General features: G+C 49.0%; 20 protein-coding genes and 1 pseudogene. 16 read left to right on the top strand and 5 right to left on the bottom strand.

Annotation, left to right across the window (positions count from 1 at the left end; all coding sequences use genetic code 11):
- The first annotated feature begins 5 nt into the window (after nucleotides 1-5).
- The 10 genes and pseudogenes from QUB12_RS00155 to QUB12_RS00110 all read left to right on the top strand — a co-directional run bounded on the left by QUB12_RS00155 (nucleotide 6) and on the right by QUB12_RS00110 (nucleotide 5,928).
- The gene (locus QUB12_RS00155) at nucleotides 6-218 is read left to right on the top strand and encodes a transposase (RefSeq protein WP_333304806.1); all 213 of its coding nucleotides are present in this window, start codon (nucleotides 6-8) and stop codon (nucleotides 216-218) included.
- Nucleotides 219-843: 625 nt separating this feature from the next.
- Nucleotides 844-969 (top strand): annotated as a pseudogene (locus QUB12_RS00150) (IS1 family transposase); the annotation flags it as partial.
- Nucleotides 970-1,108: 139 nt separating this feature from the next.
- Nucleotides 1,109-1,657 carry a hypothetical protein gene (locus tag QUB12_RS00145; RefSeq protein WP_333304804.1) on the top strand — a complete coding sequence of 183 codons (549 nt, stop codon included), beginning with the start codon at nucleotides 1,109-1,111 and terminating at the stop codon, nucleotides 1,655-1,657.
- A gap of 70 nt (nucleotides 1,658-1,727) precedes the next feature.
- A complete protein-coding gene (locus QUB12_RS00140; RefSeq protein ID WP_333304802.1) occupies nucleotides 1,728-1,967 on the top strand; it encodes a hypothetical protein in 240 nt (79 codons plus the stop codon).
- A 131-nt stretch (nucleotides 1,968-2,098) separates the two neighbouring features.
- Complete coding sequence (locus QUB12_RS00135) at nucleotides 2,099-2,992, top strand: S1C family serine protease (protein WP_333304800.1); 894 nt, start codon at nucleotides 2,099-2,101, stop codon at nucleotides 2,990-2,992.
- 19 nt (nucleotides 2,993-3,011) lie between these two features.
- Nucleotides 3,012-3,653, top strand: a complete 642-nt coding sequence (locus QUB12_RS00130; RefSeq protein ID WP_333054889.1) for a response regulator transcription factor — start codon at nucleotides 3,012-3,014, stop codon at nucleotides 3,651-3,653.
- Nucleotides 3,654-3,761: 108 nt separating this feature from the next.
- A complete protein-coding gene (locus QUB12_RS00125; RefSeq protein ID WP_333304798.1) occupies nucleotides 3,762-4,235 on the top strand; it encodes a hypothetical protein in 474 nt (157 codons plus the stop codon).
- A gap of 81 nt (nucleotides 4,236-4,316) precedes the next feature.
- Nucleotides 4,317-4,679, top strand: coding sequence for a hypothetical protein (locus QUB12_RS00120; RefSeq protein ID WP_333257694.1), 363 nt, complete (start codon nucleotides 4,317-4,319; stop codon nucleotides 4,677-4,679).
- A gap of 433 nt (nucleotides 4,680-5,112) precedes the next feature.
- Nucleotides 5,113-5,478 (top strand): DUF4087 domain-containing protein, encoded by a 366-nt coding sequence (locus tag QUB12_RS00115; RefSeq protein WP_333304796.1) that lies wholly within the window; start codon nucleotides 5,113-5,115, stop codon nucleotides 5,476-5,478.
- Between the two features lie 54 nt (nucleotides 5,479-5,532).
- Nucleotides 5,533-5,928: a nuclease A inhibitor family protein gene (locus QUB12_RS00110; RefSeq protein ID WP_333257701.1), complete on the top strand. Its 396-nt coding sequence runs from the start codon at nucleotides 5,533-5,535 to the stop codon at nucleotides 5,926-5,928.
- Between the two features lie 189 nt (nucleotides 5,929-6,117).
- Here QUB12_RS00110 and QUB12_RS00105 read toward each other — a convergent pair whose 3' ends face one another.
- Together QUB12_RS00105 and QUB12_RS00100 are read right to left on the bottom strand one after the other, a co-directional pair.
- The gene (locus QUB12_RS00105) at nucleotides 6,118-6,663 is read right to left on the bottom strand and encodes an ImmA/IrrE family metallo-endopeptidase (RefSeq protein ID WP_333304794.1); all 546 of its coding nucleotides are present in this window, start codon (nucleotides 6,661-6,663) and stop codon (nucleotides 6,118-6,120) included.
- Between the two features lie 171 nt (nucleotides 6,664-6,834).
- Entirely contained in the window at nucleotides 6,835-7,203 is a 369-nt protein-coding gene (locus QUB12_RS00100; RefSeq protein ID WP_333257710.1) for a helix-turn-helix domain-containing protein, read from the bottom strand.
- Between the two features lie 160 nt (nucleotides 7,204-7,363).
- Here QUB12_RS00100 and QUB12_RS00095 point away from each other — a divergent pair, with 160 nt between their 5' ends.
- From QUB12_RS00095 to QUB12_RS00080, 4 genes are read left to right on the top strand one after another with little or no spacing between them, the layout of a single operon-like run.
- A complete protein-coding gene (locus QUB12_RS00095) occupies nucleotides 7,364-7,690 on the top strand; it encodes a multiubiquitin domain-containing protein (RefSeq protein ID WP_333257711.1) in 327 nt (108 codons plus the stop codon).
- Between the two features lie 4 nt (nucleotides 7,691-7,694).
- A complete protein-coding gene (locus QUB12_RS00090; protein ID WP_333304792.1) occupies nucleotides 7,695-8,096 on the top strand; it encodes an E2/UBC family protein in 402 nt (133 codons plus the stop codon).
- A 3-nt stretch (nucleotides 8,097-8,099) separates the two neighbouring features.
- A complete protein-coding gene (locus QUB12_RS00085) occupies nucleotides 8,100-9,503 on the top strand; it encodes a ThiF family adenylyltransferase (protein ID WP_333304790.1) in 1,404 nt (467 codons plus the stop codon).
- Nucleotides 9,500-9,844, top strand: a complete 345-nt coding sequence (locus QUB12_RS00080) for a DUF6527 family protein (RefSeq protein WP_333304788.1) — start codon at nucleotides 9,500-9,502, stop codon at nucleotides 9,842-9,844. The genes QUB12_RS00085 and QUB12_RS00080 overlap by 4 nt, the downstream gene beginning before the upstream one ends.
- Nucleotides 9,845-10,385: 541 nt before the next feature.
- On the opposite strand, the gene QUB12_RS00075 is transcribed toward QUB12_RS00080, so the two are convergent.
- From QUB12_RS00075 to QUB12_RS00065, 3 genes are all read right to left on the bottom strand, one after another.
- Nucleotides 10,386-11,270 (bottom strand): DNA/RNA non-specific endonuclease, encoded by an 885-nt coding sequence (locus tag QUB12_RS00075; RefSeq protein ID WP_333304786.1) that lies wholly within the window; start codon nucleotides 11,268-11,270, stop codon nucleotides 10,386-10,388.
- 161 nt (nucleotides 11,271-11,431) lie between these two features.
- The gene (locus tag QUB12_RS00070) at nucleotides 11,432-11,683 is read right to left on the bottom strand and encodes a CopG family transcriptional regulator (RefSeq protein WP_333304784.1); all 252 of its coding nucleotides are present in this window, start codon (nucleotides 11,681-11,683) and stop codon (nucleotides 11,432-11,434) included.
- Nucleotides 11,680-12,270 (bottom strand): ParA family protein, encoded by a 591-nt coding sequence (locus QUB12_RS00065; protein ID WP_333304782.1) that lies wholly within the window; start codon nucleotides 12,268-12,270, stop codon nucleotides 11,680-11,682. The genes QUB12_RS00070 and QUB12_RS00065 overlap by 4 nt, the downstream gene beginning before the upstream one ends.
- A 480-nt stretch (nucleotides 12,271-12,750) precedes the next feature.
- Here QUB12_RS00065 and drmD point away from each other — a divergent pair, with 480 nt between their 5' ends.
- Both drmD and QUB12_RS00055 read left to right on the top strand, forming a co-directional pair.
- Nucleotides 12,751-16,029 (top strand): DISARM system SNF2-like helicase DrmD, encoded by a 3,279-nt coding sequence (drmD, locus tag QUB12_RS00060; RefSeq protein WP_333304780.1) that lies wholly within the window; start codon nucleotides 12,751-12,753, stop codon nucleotides 16,027-16,029.
- On the top strand, nucleotides 16,026-21,110 hold the full coding sequence (locus QUB12_RS00055) for an Eco57I restriction-modification methylase domain-containing protein (RefSeq protein ID WP_333304778.1): 5,085 nt from the start codon (nucleotides 16,026-16,028) through the stop codon (nucleotides 21,108-21,110). The genes drmD and QUB12_RS00055 overlap by 4 nt, the downstream gene beginning before the upstream one ends.
- Nucleotides 21,111-21,152 lie beyond the last annotated feature (42 nt).

The raw sequence follows: 21,152 nt of genomic DNA, 5'->3' as shown, positions 1-21,152 counted from the left end.
TAGAAGTGATTGATAGTCATAAACAAGATGACATCATTGAAATCCTTAAGCAGCAACCAATTGAGATCAGAGAGAAAGTTGAGGAAGTCAGCGTTGATATGTGGGGAGGATTTCCAAAAGTTGTAAAAGAGGTATTCCCAAATGCCAAAATTGTCATCGACAGATTTCATGTCATGCAGCCTAAGAATCAAGTTGAGCAAGTGCGAGAAAATTGGTAACACAGTAGCCGTTATCTAAATTGAATAAAAAATCAAATAAGGAGTATGAGAAAATTGGCAACACAGTAGCCGTTATACCAGCCTTGACAGTCGCGTAAATTGCTGTTGTCGGACTCGCGCTTTGCAATCGGCTAAACTGTTGTTGTCTGATAAAGCTTGACAGTCGGCTAAACATTTATTCCCTGACTTGGTTTACAGCAGTCGCTCGACTCCTAGCTATTAATGGCGGTTATAATTCTCCACCCTATTAGTCCAGGTAGTAATTTCTAAGTAGGTAGGCGGGATTAAACCGAATAATGTAACAGTATGTAAATAGGCTTAAGTCAGCCAGTAGAGAGCATTTGAACACTTTACATCGTTTGCCGGATATTTTCGGATAAAAACAGGTAGAGGCCAGTCCCTGCAAATGTCTGTATTCTCACTGATTTTGTACAGTACACACCTGATTTTGTACAGCAAATGACTGACTTTAGTGCTCCCCAAAAATTAACGGGACTTAAACAACTTTTAAGCCCAAACAAAACCCCAACTGGCTTTATATGCAGCTTGAGCGTCCATATTTTGTTGTAGCCAGCGCACAAATCTATAAGATATAGCTGTTCTCAAAGCTTCTAAGACTTCAGTAAAATGTTACTTTTATATCACAGATAGATGGCTAGTTTACCCAAGGTTTATTCCCGATAAAGACCAAATTATCTATAAAAGTTACATGACCAGACTAGAGGGCGAGAATACGCGACTACGACATTACGCACAATGTCATCACTTTGGTATAATTGTGAGAGTATGAGTGCGATATTTGGAGACATTACTACCGGGAGCGTGGCGTTTGGCAGAATTCTATTGAGCTTACACTTTCCAGCAGCGATCGTCCAACAATCTTAAAATCTGTGCAGCAACTCGAACTTTTTCCGCAACCCAAACCCAGCTCCGCTAAATCTCCTCAACTAACGATGAGTTCCGAGGCTTTGTATTCTTGGAAACAACGCATTTTTGAACACCAACAATCTGAAAGTGCGCCACAACCGCGACAGGGAAGTCTATTCGAGCTAGCAGTAAATCCTTGTGAACCCAACAACATAGACCCGTTTGCCCTGCAATTGCACAATCTCTCATTCTGTGAGAAACCGGATTGGGGCGATCGTACTTGCCTCTATTTTGTTATTGACAACGAGCTTCCATTGCTGCTGTATGTAGGAGAAACTGACCGCACTCCCAAGCAACGATGGATGAGCCACGATTGTCATAGCTATATTGCCAAGTACATCGAACTGCACCGCCGCTACTCCCTGGATGCGAGTGTAGCCATAGCATTTTGGTACGGAGCGCCGGCTAATCGAAAAAAGCGGCTGCAACTAGAATCAGAGCTTATCTACAAGTGGCGATCGCCTTTCAACAAAGAATGTTGGCAGTGGTGGGGACAACCCTTTGGCAAGTGATTCAGATGCCAGGAAAACTGCTGATGCACCCTAAGTCTTCCGGGAATCCCATCCGGCCAAGAGGTAATGTATGTCAAATATTCGGGAAATTGAAGAGAGTCCAGGCGACACTTGGGATGATTTGAGTTGGACAGATTTGAACGATGCCGAGCAAGCTTTATGGAAAACTTTAGGCTGGAATGAAGCAAGTTGGGAAGAAGAAACTGATGCTCCCGATTCTAATGATAAATATTGGCAGGACTTAACCCAAAATGAACGTACTGCCGCTGCACAACTCGGTTACGACCAAGCTTCTTGGGATGAGGATTGAATAGGTTCCCAATCGCCCGTTTAGGCAATAAAGCGTATCCCAGCCATTTTTCTGGGGACGAGCTACCAATTTGCCTGATGTTGCCAGGGAGGATCTTTTGGCATTCTGAGGAAAAGCATTGAGTAACTGCCATGACAACTCTATCAACTTTCTCGGATGAACTGGCGGATGCCATCGGACGCTCCACCGAGACGATCGTCGCTTTGCCATCAGGTCGCTTGACGCTCAGCGGGGTGTACTGGCGTCCGGGTATCGTTGTCACTACCATTGATGTAATGCGCTGCCGTGGAGAGATAACGCTGATGACCCCGGATGGGGAGGCAAAGCCGGTCAGCTTGGTAGGTGCAGATCCGGGAACGGATATTGCAGTGCTGCGCGTCGGTGCCACCGACAACCCAATGCCCGAGCTAGCAGATTTAGATGCACTGCGCCTGGGGCATTTGGTACTGGCTCTCGGACGCTCGAATGACGGCAACGTGCGAGCCAGCTCTGGCATTCTGGCATCGCTAGGCGGAGCGTGGCAAAGTTGGACTGGAGGGTATATCGATCGCCTAATTCGTCCAGATATCAAACCGTTTCCGGGATTTGCCGGGAGCCTATTGCTCGATACTCAAGGTCGGGCGCTGGGCATCAATACCACCCATTCGCGGGGTCGTTTTGCCGTTACCATTCCCGCGACGACGGTCGAGCGCGTAGTAGACCAAATGCTGCAAGGAGGACGAGTCACGCGAGGATACCTGGGTGTCGGATTGCAGCCGGTGGAATTGAACCCGCAGTTGAAACAGTCGCTCAACCTGGGCCAGGACATCGGCGTGCTAATTGTGAGCGTGGAAACGGACAGTCCAGCCGAACGGGGTGGGGTACTCATCGGTGATATTTTATTAACGCTGGAGGGTTCAGCAATTTCCAGCGTACAAGCCCTGCGAGCGCAGCTGAGCCCGGAGCGAGTGGGTCAACCCATTACGGCACGGACGATCCGGGGCGGACAGCTCATCGAACTGACCCTGACGGTCGGTGAACGCTAGTGTTTGGGAGGAAACTTCATTGATTCGCGTTCTCATCGCCGCTCGTTCGCCGATCGTGCAGGCAGGGTTGGAGGCAATGATCGCCCGCGAACCAACGCTCCAAGTAGTCGGACGGATTGCCGCTCTGGCAGCGCTGGAGTCATCGTTGTGCTCTGGACACCCCGACGCGATCGTACTGGAAGCGGCCCTGCTAACTGACACCAGTCTGGAAACGCTCGCGGTTCTTCAAGAGGAAGTGGCGATCGCCCTCTTGGTTGCGCCGACCGAATCTTATTCTGCGACAACGCTGCTGCCGTTGGGGGTTAAAGCCATTCTCCCCACCGACGTTACGGCCGAGGAACTGATTCTGACTGTGGAGGCGATCGCGGTAGGTTTGGTAGTTTTGCATCCCGATGTATCCGGTGCTCTGCTTCAGGAACTACCCTCATCAAGCGGGTCGGAGTTACCGGACGATCTTGTTGATACTCCCCTCACTCCCCGCGAACTAGAACTGCTGCAACTCTTAGCAACGGGGCTGGGGAACAAAGCGATCGCCCGAGGGATGAACATCTCCGAGCACACCGTCAAGTTCCACATCAGCTCAATTTTTTGCAAGCTCAACGCTTCCAGCCGCACGGAAGCGGTCATCCTGGGAATGCGCCTGGGATTAATTTTTATTTGAGAGTGCTGGCAGCGGTGGGGACAGCCGTTCGGTTCGTGAAACTGCTGGAATTTGGTACTCTAAAAGTTAGAAAACGTATCGGAACAATCAGCCATCTCCGAATCAAACATGGATAGATTTGAATTTCAGCTAGCAATGCTGCAAAAAGGAGCAGAGGAACTAGAGAAAAAAATAGCTAACTTCAGTACAATTTTGCAGCAGTTAAAAACTGCGGCAGTTACCATTTGGGTAGCGTTGATCGGTTGGGTGTTTGCCAGCAAAATAGATGCGTTGGTTCCGCTGGGATACGTTATAATTTTGGGTTTTTGGTTTTTAGAAGCTACCTACTGGAAGGTGCAATTTTATTATATGGAAAGAGCCAGTGCAGTCACCGAATTATTGAATGATAAAAGGGCCTTAGATGAAAGTTTTAATACCCGTTCTATACCGTTCGGTCTAGTTCACCCGCTCGGTTCTTTGAAAATATTTAAAATGCCTTCTTTAGGTCGAGCTATGTGCGCTCCATCAATCTATATTTTTTATACATTTTTGTTTGCTGTTAATTCGGTCGTTTGGTTGATAAGTCTTAAAACAGCTCTTTAAGTAGGCGAGTTCCGAACGTGCGATCGACCGAACAATATCTTCATCCCAACTAACTAGAAGTAGACGCATCTCCACCGACCTATGAAAAAGTACCTCAACCTCGCCACCGCCCTCATCGCATCACTCAAGCCCAAATCCAAAATACCCATAATCGACACTTACGGTGAATCCACGCTTAACCAAGACGAGCAGCAAGCTCTCATGGAATGGCTCTTTGCTAGTTTGATGAGCGCTGGGTACTTCGGCAAAGCTCACCTGATTTGGGATGATGGTAAAGACAGAGAGCGGGAGATTTTTACCGCATTGATACGGCACGAACCGATATTCCTGTACCGCCAAGGAGCGCGACCTACACCAATTGTTGAAGGATATTGCTGGCAATTGATTGGTGAACATCCGAGTTTGAGGGTGTATGAGTTGCAGGTGGAACTTGAAGGAGATTGAGGGCGATCGATATCGCGATCGACAAAGAAAGTTGCCAAGGTTGCCGTGACGTAACTAAACACCAAAACTCACCCAGCGTCATCACCACAGGCAGTTTCAGGAGTTTCGGGATGTCCAGAGCGATCGCCTCCAAGTCCGCTGTCCCAAGGCAGTAATCGGCTATACCACCTTTGTAGACTCTGGTTCATTGCCCAGTAGCATTGTCTCAAGCTGATAAAGAGGCGCGGTATGCTTGAGTAACTGTGAGGAAATTAGGGTGCTATTCTACTCTTACCTTCGCCACTCCCCAGTCCATAAGCAGCAGTTCCGGGAACTCCAACTTTTCTGGGAGTCAAACAAGTAGGGATTGCGGTATTGAGCTGTTGCTTCACCTGCATTAATCAGTGCTGATGAATTTGCTCTAATTGATTAAAAACTAAATAAACTTAAATTTATGAATAAAAACTTGTTTATATCCGTTATTATTTCCTCTTTTTTTATCGTTGCCCTTCCTGCTAAAGCAGTTGAAACTAGGTGTGGATGGTTGCTAGTTCCTACACCAGGTAATAGGTACTTAATTGACAAAGATGGTACTTGGACTATTGGAGCGCAAGGTGGATATCAAGCCAAAGGAATAGAAAACATTCCCAATGCTGATGACAAGGAAGTTGTGCGAACTAACGGCAATTATGGATATAACTGTACTTGTTTGAATGTTACAGTCAACAGCAATCTAAGGAGAATTCTGGAGATTCTAGGCGGTGAAGCATTGCCGCTGTCAACTTGCCGCGAAGACCCGAATTTGCCAAAAAGTCCTTAGTTTCAGCCGACACCAACTGTACAATCACAGTAAAGCTGAGGAACCACCGCAACCATGACCGAATCGATCGCCGACCAACTCCAACAAGCTTCCGAGGGCTTACTCTTCGGAAGCGAAACCGATGCTTCCTTCGAGGTCATTCATTGGCCGGCACAGGGAGAACTCACTCCGACGAAGCTGCTGCAACTTACCGAACATTCACCCGACATTCCAGTAGAAATAGTGAGTGTGGACGAGTTCTTTGATACCCCCACTGCTGAAGAAGATTGGCACGATGAAGATGAAGAGGAAACGGCGAAGCGCTTTCAGAACTTGGTCAGCATCCTAAAACAGAACCTCTCCCAGTTGCAGGTTTACCGAGTTGGCAGCATTGAGATTGATGTCTACATCGTCGGGGTGACGGACGGTGGCGAATTGGCGGGGCTGTCTACGAAAGTGGTAGAGACTTAGCAAGCTTTCCTTCCTTCAGTTAGCGTGTTTGCCAAAATCAAAGCCAATTTAGTTGGTTACACATATAAGCTGTAAGGATATAGCTAAAAACTTAAAACTTAAAATTGAAAAAATAAAGAAAGATTTTTTCCTTTTTCCTCTTTCCTTATCCAGCTCGTACCGCGATCATTTGGATGGACTTGATATTGCTTATCCAAGCTTAACTCCTGTCACTTTCTCACGAAAGGTTACAAGATCAACACTGACTCCACAATAATGCGCTAATTTCTCCCTTGCAGTCAAATTGCTTTGAGCGTGTTGAAGCAGCTTCATAGGAACCAGTGCAGCAGCCCCTACTCCATAAGCTTGAGTTTCCTGCGATTTCTTGCAGCTTCGCATGGCTGTTCTGTTCTTAAAAACAATAAGGCTGCTGGGTGTATGACCGAGGAAGACATGAGCGAGTTCCTCCATTAAAGTGGCTCGTTTTCTGGTTTCAGAGTGATTGGGATTGAGGACAACAATAGTTTTACCGTTAGGCAATGGAAGAGTACCCCCTGACCAACTGTCTGAGTCTTGGACGAGAAGCTGATCGAGGAGACCGGGAGCGAGTTCTAAAATGTCTAACGGTGAGACAACTCTCACTTCCATCGTCTGAGCTAGTTTATAAGGATTTAAAGCTGCCGTTGGTTCCAGACTCAGGCGACAGCGCAATTCTTGCCCGCGTCTCTCAATCCAGTCCAAGAAGTGTTTGCTCACAAATAGAAGCCCCTCTGACTGTTTATCTGGCGTTACATTGCTTTCTCTCCTAGTTGGACTTCTCATCGGCTTGGTGATGAGACACTGCACTAGAAGCTAGCTAACCACTATATATAGCATAACAGAGAATTTAAAGACCATATATAGTGGTAGACTAGCTTAATCACGTGGCTACTGAGTGAATTGCTCGTAGAGGATACGAAACATTTCAGCCAAAGCCTCAGCCGTTTTTGGAGAGAGGCGCTTATCTGCTCGAAGATGAACTTCCACCACCTCGGGCGTAGTTAATTCCGGCCCCTCTTCATTACCTTCTTGGTTTTGCTCCAGCAGTAGAAATCCAACAGACACCTCAAGCCAGTGCGCCAGCTTAGCCAGAGTATCTGCATCCGGCAGAGAGGATGAGGCACCCCGTTCTAACCTGGACAAAGTAGACGGGCTTAGCCCGCATTCCGAAGCTGCGGCTCTCAGCCCCAGTTTTTTTTCTCTCCTTTTTGCCTTAACTAGAGCGCTGATACGGGCTAAGGCTGATTCATAGGTCATTCTCAGCATCCTAAAGCTTCCGTAGTAAAAGTGTACCCCAACCTTGTTGCATCAGTAGCACAGTGTCAGAATTAACACAATTGCTGTCTGACTGTGCTAGCCTAGATACTGTGCCATTAATGACACGGTTCAAGACTTAAAACAGCACTCAGGAGGTTTTATGGAAAAAAGCGTCAGCGACAAACAAGATTTTTCTGACGAAATTATCGACGTTGAAGAATATGCCAAAGCTGGCAAGGAGCTTCCGCCCCAATGCCATGCTTACCGCATCCGAATTGACAAGCAAAAGTATGTTGTCACCCGCCCAGCCCTGACAGGTCGCGAACTGTTGGAACTAGCCGGGAAAAACCCGCCAGAGCAATATCGAATTGACCAAAAGCTCTGCGGTGGCAAAACGGTCAAAATTGGTTTAGATGAAAAAGCCGACTTTACAGCACCAGGCGTTGAACGCTTTATGACCTTACCCCTCGATCAAACGGAGGGTTAAACAGATGCGCCGACAATTTCGCCTCCCATCTGACGATGAGGAGTACCTAAATGCTTGCGGATTTTCTTGGGAAACTGTGAATGACAACCAAGTTCAGAGAGTTGTCATTCACAGTTTCCCCGTCCCACCTGGATACAACCATTGTGTTGTCGATCTCAATATTCACATTCAATCGGGGTATCCAGATGCACAAATAGACATGGCGTACTTTTACCCTCCCGTGGCTCGTAACGATGGGCGACCTATCAACAAGGTGCATATTACTGACAATTTTGATGGTAAGCAGTGGCAGGGATGGTCTCGACATCGGACACCAGCCAACCCTTGGCGTCCGGGGATTGATTGTATCGGGACGCACTTAGCACTTGTTGAGGAGTGGCTGAAAAAAGAACTAACTAAGAGCTAAATCATGAAAACATCTCTAAGTTTGACTGCGGCCCAAATGGAGCAACTAAAAGCGCATTTGTTCCCTGGTGACGGTCAAGAAGCAGTTGCTATCGCGCTTTGCGGTCGTGTTGCTGGAAATGGCACCCATCGCTTGTTAATCCACAAAATTGTGCCAGTCCCTTACGAATACTGTTCCCTTCGTACTCCTGACAGGGTTAGCTGGTCAACTGATATCCTGATACCGCTTCTTTGCGAAGCTGCCAAGCGTGACATGGGAATTGTCAAAATTCACGGACACCCTGAGAATTTTCCTCACCATTCTGACATTGATGACGAGGCTGACCGCCAGCTTTTCCCGTCCATATACGGCTGGATGGAAGACGACTGTCCTCACGCCAGTGCCATCATGCTGCCATCAGGACGTATCGTTGGTCGAACCGTTAGCCCTTCTGGGGAATTTGAACCTTTGTTCGCCGTTAAAGTTGTTGGTGATGATCTGTCATTTTGGTATGCCGCAGACAGCTCCGAACAGGTGCCGGAATTTGCGCGTCGAACTGCACAAGCTTTTGGTGAAGCTACTTTTGCACAGCTCAGAAGATTAAAAATTGCGGTTGTTGGATGTTCTGGTACCGGCTCGTGGGTAATCGAACAACTCGGACGATATGGAGTTGGTGCCTTGGTACTCGTTGACCCTGACCGAGTTGAGGAAAAAAACCTCAACCGCATTGCGGGTGCAACGATGCGAGATGCACAATGCCTTGCCCTTAAGGTTGATGTAGCCCGGCGCAACATCGAACGCATGGGGCTAGGGACTGAAGTCATAACTTTCCCAGAAAGCCTTTTCAATCCAAAAGTTGTCAAGGCGATCGCCGACTGCGATGTTGTCTTTGGCTGCATGGACAGCATCGACGGTCGGTGGCTGTTAAACCGTTTGGCTACATTTTACGTGCTTCCCTACTTCGATGTAGGCGTGAAGCTCGTTGCCGATGGTAAAGGGGGAATTGAGCAGATTTGCGGGGGCGTGCAATATCTCCAGCCGGGAAGATCGAGTCTTTGGGGTCGGGGAATGTTCTCTCTAGAGCAAGTGCGGGCTGCTGGTATGAAAAGGACAAATCCATTGCAGTACGAACAGCAGAAAAAGTTAAATTACATCGTCGGGCTGCCAGACGATAACCGTCCTGCCGTCATCAGCGTCAATATGAACTGTGCATCGTTGGCGGTACTGGAATTGCTGGCGCGATTGCATCCTTACAGAGATGAGCCGAATTCTGAGTATGCGTCTTATACGATCAGCTTCAGCCAAGCTCGACTTTGCTCAGACCGAGAGCAAGAACCTTGCCCCAGTTTGGTTAAGAACGTGGGGAGGGGTAACATTATGCCGCTGCTCGACAATCCCGAATTGAGCGAAGTAGAGGTTGGAGTATGAAGCGGTTCTGGTACTTTTTGCGAACGCTCAAGCGGCGGCTGTTCGGGCAACCGATTCCAAAAAGAACCATTATGGTTCAGGAATTGCCCGACCGTTTGCACCCAAACTGCGTCTATGTAGCGGGGGAAGGGAATTATCTTTGGTATGCGGCCATGCTTTGCCCTTGTGGTTGTTCTGCAACGCTGCACATGAGTTTGATGCCAGAAGGTCGGCCTATGTGGCATTTGAAAGAACATAATGACGGTACTATTACACTTCACCCTTCAGTCTGGCGAAAAAAGGAGTGCCAGAGCCATTTCTTTTTGCGTCGCGGATTGATTGAATGGTGCAATTATCGCTAAGAATTGCCTTAAAAGATAGCTCACCTCAGATGTATTTCTTACACCTACCTGTTGAGTTCGCGATTTTCTAAATCTGTATTAAATTGGGCAATTAAAAAAAACTAGACGATACTTGAGAAAGCTTACGCTTTCCCCTTACAACATAAGTAGCCAAACAATTATGCACTCAGATAATCAAACATTTGTTACAGCAATTCACTCTAAGAAAAAGCTAAAACTTACATTTTTCAGCAAACAGGATAGAGGACAGCTAATTAGAAGGTGCGCTCCGATGGACTTTGGACCAAGCCGTCGCACTAAAGACAATTTAGATCGCTACCATTTTTGGGATTATGAAAGCGACACGCGAAACCATGTACTTAGCTTACTTCCAGAGCAGATTATTCAGATGCAATCTACCGAAGAGTCTTTTGACCCTATCGAATTTATTACATGGGATGTAAAGCAATCGCCCTGGTTTCTACAGCGTAATTGGGGAGTGCTTAGCTGAGACACTTTGACCGCTAAAAAATTTAATAAGCATTCGTTTATCGAGCAATCCTTATTGGCTGTCCACTTTGCTCTCAATGACTTGCTGAACCTGTGGCGGCACATTAGACAAGAAATTCAGCCCCGTCTCCCGCTCAACTCTTGCCACGGAAACTCGAAAGCTTTTCCATCCTTGGCCTTTGACGCTGGCATCGTTGGGCATCATCACGGTGATCGTCCTGGTGTTTGCGTCAATTCCCTGCATCCCCAATCCTTGTCTATCCAGCACCACGATAACTTTCCAATTCTTTGCGGGTACTGCAATCTTCTCCTTTCTGCCAATGCTGCCTTTCCTTCCCACGGGCCCCGCTACGATGTAAAGTTCCTTCCCTTGCTGCACCAATTCTCGACAATACTCTTCCAAATCACCCCACAAACCTCGGTTGAGTTCTGGCACTTGAGGCATCATATTGGTCATCAAAAAAGTAGCGCTGTTATCGGCTTCGTTGCGGGTGCGATCGGCACTGGGGGCAATATGTCCCCTGTCGTAACCGCTTCCGGTGTAATCGTTGGGGCGGACTTTGTACCAAGCATCCGGCAGGGCATCATCGGGACGGAAATTGTCTTGGCGATCGGCTGCTCCAATCCAAGAGCGATTCAGTTGCCACGAAACCCAGTTAGCGGTGTGAGTTTTGCTGTTGTAGCTCATCACGTACTGCGGTTTCACCATCAGGTAATTGTCAATGTTGGCAACACTGGGAGCTGCATTGCTGGGATTGCCCAGCAGCAAGTTGCGGTTGTTGGTTGCCGAAGTGATCTGTGGCTGCGTTATGGGTTTCTGCACTATTGGTTTAGGAGAAACTCGCGGCAGTGAAGATGGCGGGGGTGATGTCAGATTGCAGCCAGCCATCATCCCCAAAATCAGAGCGATGGCCCCCAACTGCCATATTTTCTTCATGCTGCACCGCTCCCTTACGAGTCCAGTGCCAGCTTACCAACATATGCACCCAACAGTACACGAACTCAAGGAATGCAGCGATTGACGGAAAAGGTAACTGCTGCAAATAAGAGAAGAAACTCGTAACATTTAAATGTTCAAACATTTAAATGTTTGAACATTTAAATGTTTTTGTTGGCATTGAGTTGCTGGAGGTATTGAGCGACGGACTTTTCAACCAGCTCGCTGATTTCTTCGCCTGACTGTGCGGCAGCAGATTTGAGGTCGCGGTGCAGTTGTTTGGGCAGGTAAACAGTAGCCCTGACAAAGTTTGGGTCTTTGCTTTTGGGTAACGCCGGAGCGGGTGCAGGGGCGATATCTGGTTCACCGGGTTGGAGTTTTTTCGCCTTCAGTAAATCATCAAAGCGGCTCATGGGAGTATCTCCTTGCCGACAGCGGCATAACAACCCCAAGCAGCTTTGGCGTAGGCATCTTTGACAGCACTTACGGGAACCCCGGCGAGCGCTGCTTTTTGAAATACTGCTAGCCGCCTGACCTCAGCTTTGAATATCGGCAACTGAGCTTTCTCGATCGTTCTGCGAGACTCCATCCCGACTTTGCTAGGAGCAGGTGGGATGAGGGTGAGCAAAATGCGGTAATTCGATTTTAGGGAATGCAGAGCTTCCACCATTTGCACCATCGCGGTGAGGGCCATTGCATCGGGAGAACTCGGCAAAATCAACAAGTCACAACCTTCAGCTACAGTTTTGAGTTCATCGGGGTCTGGTCGGGCAGGCGTGTCTATTACGATGTGCTCGTAATCTCTGGCAAAGCGAACTCCTTGCTTTTCATCCACCACTTTGAACGGGAGGGAACCCCGCGCAGCCCAATCCAAAGCACTGCGGTTAAGGTCGCCGTCTACCAAAAGCGTGGGCGCTTTGGTTTGCAGATAAGCTGCTAAGTGCAGCGCTGTAGTTGTCTTGCCGACTCCGCCCTTGAATGAGGCGATTGTCACGATCATAGGTTTATCGATACGTTGATTAACTCAACTTTAACCCTTAATCATCTAAATGTCTAGATGCTTGAATGTTTGAATGTTTGAAGTTTTCCTGTATCTTGCCAGTTATAGAGCGGGTTGCCTCGGTTAATTAACGATAACAAAGTAGCGCTCGGTTGCAGAGGATTGGAGGAGGTGGAGCTTCCCAAAAATTAAGCAGTTGCCCCGCTGCAATAGTGTGCCTATGTCCCTCATTCGCTCAAATGGTGTGATACTGTTGGGGGCGACATCACCTGTGATTTAATCATCTAAACATCTAGATGTCTGGTTGAATAATTCACTGAGGAAATTATTCGACTACTAGATGTATCGAACTGCAAAAAGCAGAGGTCACTACGAAGTTGTTTCGCTCGGTAGATGATCGCTCATAGCTCCCATGAACAAGGGAGCGCACGCCTACTGCTTCGAGTTACTGTTGAATAGAGAGAAAGCAACGAGGTCCCGATGACACCCAGTCACAGAACCAATACAAATTCAACCACTCCCCCACGAGTGGGGATGCTTGCCACAGTCCGCAACCGTCGCGCTTTGGTCGCCTCAGTTGAGTCATTCGATGGTACTCTGGAAGGCCGACTACACCTCGTTCGCTTAGAATACACTGATTCGGATGGTATCCCAGAAGATACCCTCATCTGGGAACGGGAACCCAATGCCACCCTCCTAGAACCAACCGCCCTCCCTCAAGTCGCGACTGATCCCCCCATGCCTGAAGCCGACTTTGATGCCCTACAACGGGCCACTCGCTGGACGGCACTCTCTCCTTTCCTGAACCCCGATCGCTCCGCTCCACTGCCCCACTCCCCCATCGCTTCGCCTTTTTTTGGAGCCGTACAGGTGGAAGACTTTCAGTTAGTCCCCCTGCTCAAAGCTTTGCGGATGCCCCGAATTTCCCTGTTACTCGCCGATGACGTTGGGTTGGGCAAAACCATTGAGGCGGGGTTAATCCTGACGGAACTCCTGCTGCGCCGGCGAATTCGGCGCGTGCTGATTCTCTGTCCCGCTGCCCTCCGCAAGCAGTGGCAGCAGGAGATGAAAGCCAAATTTTCCCTCACCTTTGACGTCATCGATCGCGCCGAAACTCACGCCCTGCAAAAGCGCCTCGGACTCGATGCCAACCCCTGGCGGACTTATCCCCGTATCGTCACCTCTTACCATTACCTGCGCCAACCCGATGTCTTAGAGCAATTCCGAGCCGCTTGCAGCCAGCCAAATAGCTCAGCGCAACTGCCCTGGGATTTATTGATTGTGGATGAAGCCCACAATTTGATGCCGTCAAACTTTGGCGAAGACAGCGACTTGTCAAAAATGTTGCGCTCTATTTCGCCTTGGTTTGAACACAAGTTATTTCTGACGGCAACGCCCCACAACGGTCACACCCGCTGTTTTTCTGGATTGCTCGAACAGCTCGATCCCGTCAGATTTACGCAAACCAGCGAGTTTACAGACGCACTCAAACAGCGAATTTCAGAAGTGGTCGTGCGCCGGCTCAAGCGAGAACTCAACCAGCTCGACGAGCAAGCCGGCCGCGCGCCTCGGTTTGGCGATCGCATCCCCGAACCGATTCCCCTCTATTTTGGAGCCAAAGAAAAACGACTCTCCGCCGCTTTTGGGGAATTTCGCGCGGCTGTCAAGTCGGCAATTGCCAGTGCCAAAAAAACCGACCAGTTAGCCGGGTCGTTTGCCGTGGAGGTGCTGAACAAACGCCTGCTGTCTTGCCCTTATACCTTGGCGAACTCTTGGTATCGCTTTAAAGAAGGAATCGAGCGAGACGAATTAGCAGAACTGGCAGAAGTTCAAGCTGCAAAACGAGCGACTTTGGAAGATTTGGATGATGATCGCGAAACGGAAGGTCGCTTGCAACACGCCGCTAAAACTACAGGGGCTTGGCTAAAACCTCTAGTTCCTCACCTGAGTGAAGAAATTGCCAAGGTTGACAGGGCTTTGGAACAATTAAATTTAGTTCCCCCGACTCCCGACTCCCAACTCCCAACTCCCTCAGAAGATGAGCGGTGGGAACGCCTACTGAAAGTTATCAAGCAGTATCTTCGCAACGGCAGCGAGTGGGTTAAGAGCGATCGCCTGGTTATTTTTACTGAATATAAAACCACGCTAGACTATCTGGAACGCCGCCTCAAGGAAACTTTCAAAAAAGACCCCCAAGCCATTCGCGTCTTGTATGGTGGTTTGCCGGACAAAGACCGGGAGGAGATTAAGCAAGCCTTTAATGACCCTGACGACCCCGTTCGCGTTTTGGTCGCGACTGATGCGGCATCAGAAGGGTTGAACTTACAAGAAACGGCCCATCTTATTTTGCATTACGATATTCCTTGGAACCCGGCCCGTCTCGACCAGAGAAATGGACGTTTAGATCGGCACGGTCAGGCGCGGGATGTAATTGTTTTTCACTTTACCAGTGAAGATGATGCTGACTTGAAATTTTTAGCACACGTTGTTAGTAAAGTCAATACTATTCGAGAAGAATTAGGCTCGATGGGGGAAGTGTTCGATGCTGCATTTCAGCGCCGATTTGTCGATTTAGAAGACACTCATTCCATCATCCGAGGATTGGATGAAGCGGTAGCAAAACGGCGCGATCGCGTCCAGATTCCGCGACAGTCTCCTGTAGAAAATGAGCGCGACTGCGCTATCGCTCTCAAAGAATTTGAACGAGAAATTGACCTCACCTCAGAAACGCTCAAAAGTACCTTAGAAATTGCTTTGGGATTGGGGATTGGATTGCCAAGGTTTGAAGGGCCAGACGAACAAGGAAAACTGCGATTGCGAATTCCGATTCCCCCAAAATGGGAACCTTTGATTGACGATTATTTGCGGGTGGAAACGGATAGCGGTCAGCGAGGCGCGCTGCCAGCCCTCGTTTTTGACCCGCAACATTTTATCCAAAATCGCAGCGGTCGCCCCGTATTTCGCCCTGCCAAAGATACGGTATTGTTGCACTTGGGACACCCCCTCTTTCACCAAGCACTGGCGATGTTTGCGCGGGCGAGATTTCCCGGCAGCGTTGAAAATCAAGTGGCGAGTCGGTGGACGGTGCGTTATGGGAAAATTCCAGCGGGGGCAGATGCTTTGCTGCTGCTAACTGTGGAAGAATTGGCAGTCAGTGAACTGCGGGAACCTTTCCACCATTGGGTGCGAACGGTGCGATTTCTCGTGAAAAATGGAGAGTTGGGCGAACCGCTGGCACACGTTCCCGCCTCGGACGATCGCCCCCGATCTCGTCCAGTCAGCGAAGCGGATATTCAGCGATCGCGCGATTTGTGGGACGAGATTTCCTTTGACGTGAGGGACATTTCTAGGCAACTGGAGAAGGAGTTAACTGAACGCCTGCAAGCTCAACTAAAGGTAAACAAGGAAACTGCCCTCAAGGAAGAAAAGGAACGGTTTAAGTCTCGCTTGTCTGAAGTGGAACGGGCGATGAAAGAGACGTCGCTACAGAAAATCGAGAAAGAGCGGGATAAACTATTGGAAGATATGCAGCAATTGTCTTTATTCCCTGAAGATACTCGCTCGAAAGAAGAACGCCTGCGCGACTTAGAAGATGAACTGAAAAGGCGACGCAGCCACTATCAGGAATTGCTGGATTTTCTGAAAATAGAGCAAACCCGCGTGATGGAAGGAATTTTGCCCAAACGCTATACTTTGCGAGGCACTGCCCGAGTTTTCCCCGTTACAGTTGAAATTCGCCTGCCGGAGGTGGCAAAATGATGGCAAATTCCCTACAAACTGTAGACCGTTATTCCTGGTGGGCTTCTTTAAAACACGGGGGGCTGTTGGTTGCGCCGTCGAAGCTGGCAGAGTTCTTTCCTGACGAGATTTCGCCCTTGCCGCGTCACGTTGAAGATCGGTTGCGGCGAGACGTGAATCGAGTTCGCAGCGGCGACGAAGGGGCGATCGCCTCTTTGCTTGATACTGTTTTAGAAGACCTGCTGCAACTATCGAAAGACTGGTGGATTAAAGGCAGTGCGGTCGATAGAAGCTGGACGCAACAAGCGATTACTAAAGAATCGATTAAACCGCGTCGCGTCTGGTTAGATCCGCAGGGGGGAATTCTGCCTGTTTTTGTGGCAGATGCAGAAAGCAGAGTGGTGGCGCGGTTGGGAATTGGCAAAGGACGGCGTGCCGTTTCCCGCGCGATCGAATGGTTGCGAAAAGCCAATCAAAAAATAGCTTTATTAACGAATGGCCGCCAGTGGCGGTTAATTCACGCCGGGACGGATTACGATGCTTGGTGCGAGTGGGATATTGACCTGTGGTTTGAAGAGGGGCAGCCGGGGTTGCAGGTAGCGGCGCTGCGCTTGTTGTTGGGACACAGTTCGCTGCACCCGGAAAAAGTAGAGGCCCCCAGTCGGCTGATTGCCGCGATCGCCGCTTCTCGTCAAGGTCAAGCCGAACTGTCTGGCGTTCTGGGAGAACGGGTTAGATTGGCAGTTGAGCTGTTGATTCGGGAGTCGGGGCTCGGCAGTCGCGAGTTGGGAGTCGGGAATCGCGATATTTATATAGCTGCCACCCGCATTATCATGCGCTGCGTGGTGATTCTGTTTGCGGAGGCGCGGGACTTGCTGCCTCGAAACAACCCGATTTATCATGGTTCCTACGGCATTCAAGGATTGCGCGAACAACTTGATCGCCTCGCTGGGGGACGGGCAACGGAACGGTTGCGAAATGGCTTCAGCGCTTGGCCCCGGTTGCTGGCGTTGTTCCAGTTGGTTTATCAGGGGTGTTCTCACGAAGCGCTGCCGGTGCCGCGATATGGGGGAGGGCTCTTCACACCAGGCAACCCGGACGCGAAAGACGCGATATTGCGATCGCTCTCGGCATTCGAGCACCCGGAAAACGCGCCTTCGGATGCAGTGATTTATCGCATTTTAGAATTGCTGTGCCGCAGCAAGGTGAAAGTGCGTCAGGGGCGCAGCACTACTTGGGTGGAAGCGCCGGTGGATTTTTCCGATCTGTCCTCGGAGTATATCGGCATTCTATACGAGGGGCTGCTGGACTTCGAGTTGCGTCGCGCTGGTGAAGATGACCCGATGATATTCCTCAATTTGGGCGACGAACCCGTTCTCCCTCTAGCGCGTCTGGAAGGGATGGATAATGCAGCTTTATCGAATTTGGTAGAGAAGCTGAAGAAAAAGTCAAAACTGGCGGCGGGGGAAGATTCCGAAGCGGAGGAAGAGGAGACTGAGGAAGTTGAAGAGGAAGCTGAGGAAGAGATAGAAGAGGACGCTGCCTTAGAAGCTGACATCGAGGAACTGGAAGCAGATCTCGATAAAGTTCAGCAGTTGAGAGAACGTACCCATCAGTGGGCGATGCGGGCGGTGGAAGCGGGTAAGCTGGTGGCTAAACCCAGAGGTAAAAAAGCGGAAGCTTTGACACGGTATCAGCAGGAAGTCAGCAAAGCAGGCGATCGCCTGATTGCGCGAATCGTGTTGCCGGGTGAGTGGTTTCTGGTGCGGTGGGGAGGGACGCGCAAGGGTTCCGGGACATTCTACACTCGCCCTCAATTGGCAATTCCTACCACGCGGCGCACGCTGCAACCGCTGGCCTATCAGGGGGAGTTGCCCAAGTTGCCAGAAGAAATTTTAGCGCTGAAAGTCTGCGATCCGGCGATGGGTTCGGGGTCGTTTCCCGTAGCGGCGCTCAGGTTTTTGACTGATGCCCTGTATGAAAGTTTGCACTATCACAACCGCATTGAAGCGCACGGGGATAAAAGTTTGTGCCGTTTGGCAGATGGAGAGGGGACAAACTCGCTGCTGGAAGAGACGCTGCCGGTTTTGCCGGATGCCGATGATTTTGAGGAACGGTTGAAAGCGCGACTCAAGCGGTATATTGTGGAGCGGTGCATTTATGGGGTGGATATTGACCCCTTGGCGGTAGAGTTGGCGCGTCTGTCCCTGTGGGTGGAAACGATGGACAGGACGCTGCCGTTTAGCTTTCTCGACCACAAACTCAAGTGTGGGAACTCGCTAGTGGGTTGCTGGTTTGACCGCTTTCAGGATTATCCGGCAATGGCGTGGGAACGGAAAGGGGGAGACGAAAATCACGAGAAATTTATTTACCATTTTCGCGAGTTTGTGGTCACCCAGGGAAAAAAACAAGGAGAATTCCGCCAAAAGGGAGATAAGTGGAATCAGGCAATTAAAGACATTAAAAATAGCGTGGTCAAAAAAGAGTTGAAAACGTTATTAGAGTCACTAATGCCCGGAAAACCGCGTTTGCCGTATAGTAATTTTAAATTGCCTGCTCAACCGACAGAAATTCACGATGAAGCGCAGCAAATTTTTCAGGATTTGCACGGGTTGCCTATTGACTATTCCTCGGAAGAGCAAAAAGAAAATCGTTATCAAAAGCAATTTCGCGAAAGTGAAGCGATTCAGTTATTGAAGTTTGCCTTTGATAGTTGGTGTGCAGTGTGGTTTTGGCCTGGAGAAGAGATTGAGATTGCCCCAACACCTGCGCGCTTTTTCAATCCCCCACCGGAAACGGCGGCAATTATTGAGCAGCTAGCCCAGAAATATCAGTTTTTCCACTGGGAGTTAGAGTTTCCTGACGTATTCGCCAGTGCTAATGCGGGATTTGATGGGATTATTGGCAATCCGCCTTGGGAAATTCAAAAACCAAATTCAATGGAGTTTTTCTCTAATGTTGACCCGCTTTATCGCACCTATGGGAAGCAGGAAGCGTTAAACAAGCAACTGGAGTATTTTAAAAATGACGCAGCGGTTGAGCGCGATTGGTTGGCGTATTGCGATCGCTTGAAAGCGCTGTCAAATTGGAATAAATACGCTGCCTTTCCCTTTGGGGATGAAGCAGACGGGGGCGAAAAATTCAGTTTGTCTAGGTCCAAGGAGGAAAATCAAAATTTGCACGAAGTCTGGCGCAGGGAGCGCCGGAAACGTCAGGGTTATGCCGAACCGCGCCACCCGTTCCAGCATCAAGGCTCAGCGGATATTAATACTTATAAAATGTTCTCGGAACTCGGCTATGCTTTACTGCGGGATGGCGGACGCTTCAGCTTAATTATTCCCTCTGGGATATACAGCGACAAGGGTACGGGAAGTTTGCGGGCTCTGTTTTTGAACCGATGCCAGTGGACGCATCTTTATGCTTTCCAGAATGAGCGATTCGTCTTCAGTGATATCGACCACCGCAACAAGATGGTTGTTTTTACTGTTATCAAAGGAGGCAGTACCTCTGCGATTTTAACTCGTTTTCGTCTGGGGCCAGGAGATTCCCCGGAAGCACACGAGCTAGAAACGGATATTCTGGATTCTAAGCGCTACCTATCCGTACCGGCAAAGCAAATAGCGAAGTTTAGCCCGAAAACGGGGGCGTTACTAGAAGTCCGAACAGATCGAGACTTGGCCATTTTAGAGAAAATGTATGCCAACAGCGTTTTACTGGGGGATGACAGCCCGCAAGGTTGGGGCATTCAGTACGCCACAGAGTTTCACATGACCAATGACTCGAAGTTATTCCCGCCTCGCCCCCAGTGGGAAGCAAAGGGTTATCGTCCTGACGAGTACGGTCACTGGTTAAAGGGAAATTGGCAACCTTATGAGGCGGCGCGTTCTATTTTGCAACGTCCAGAAGGGCTGATTTTATCTGCTGATGACAGTAGCGCACTTCATATTGATGAGGTTGAAGATGTAGCGCTGCCTTTGTATGAAGGGCGGATGATTAATCACTTTGATTTTAGTTTGAAAGGTTGGGTAAGGGGTAAAGGTAGAACTGCTGTATGGCGAGATATCCCTTGGGAGAAAAAAGTTATTGAACCTCAGTTTTTGATGGGCAAAGAAACTTTTTATTCCTCTCCTAATGGCTATCTTCATCCAAAAATTGCTTTTATGAGTATCAGCGCCTCAACCAACACGCGCACAACTATCTCAACCTATCTCAATTTGGTTCCCGCAGGTAATAGTATATCGTTTTATCAAACCGTTATTCCTTCTAGCATTGACTGCCAAATACTTTCTAGCATTTTAAGTAGCTTCATGTTTGATTATCCTATCCGCTTACGGTTGGGGGGATTAAATATGAATCAATTTGTGATGGCTGAAGCTTTTTTGCCTAAAAAAGATAAAGTAGCGAAAATCAAGGAGATAATACTCAGATTCATTAGCAGTGTAGCCATTCCCCATCAATTTTTTGCTACTGATTGGCGAAAATTACGAGCAATTCTTTCAACTCAGCAAAACTGGTATCAACTTTGGGCAATTACCCCCTACGAACGCCTGCGCCTGCGCTGCATCCTTGATGCCACCGTTGCCGAACTCTACGGATTAGAAATCGATGACTTTGCCTGGATATTGCGAGGCTGCGACTATCCTACTGCCCAAGTCTGCGATAAAAAATTTGCCCGCACCCTCGAACCGAAAGGTTTTTGGCGCGTGGACAAAGAAAAAGACCCGGAACTGCGCCACCCCGTTTTATCCCTTGTCGCCTTCCACGAACTCAAACGCCTTGGACTGGAAACTTTCCTCAACCTCAATGACGGCGAGGGGTGGATGCTACCCGAAACCTTGAGGTTAGCCGATTATGACTTAGGACATGATAACCGCGCCAAGGAACCGCAACCCGTCGCCGCCAGATTGGGCGATCGCTTTTTACCTTGGCAATTAGAAGGTACAGTCGAGGAATCGTGGCAAGAGTGCGATCGTCACGCCCAGAACCTGAAGCGACTGCTAGGGGATAAACCTATAGCAACCGAAACAGAACCAGTAAGTGCGATCGGCGAATCTGGGATACAACTAGACTTTTTCAATTTGCTAGAATCACAGGACTCTTAAAGGTAAAGAATTATGACAGTAAGTGCGACTCAATATCGAGCT

Source organism: Microcoleus sp. B7-D4 (assembly GCF_036705125.1).
GTDB lineage: Bacteria > Cyanobacteriota > Cyanobacteriia > Cyanobacteriales > Microcoleaceae > Microcoleus.
Note: the sequence above shows the minus strand (reverse complement) of the source record. Positions and strands in the feature narration are given on the sequence as shown.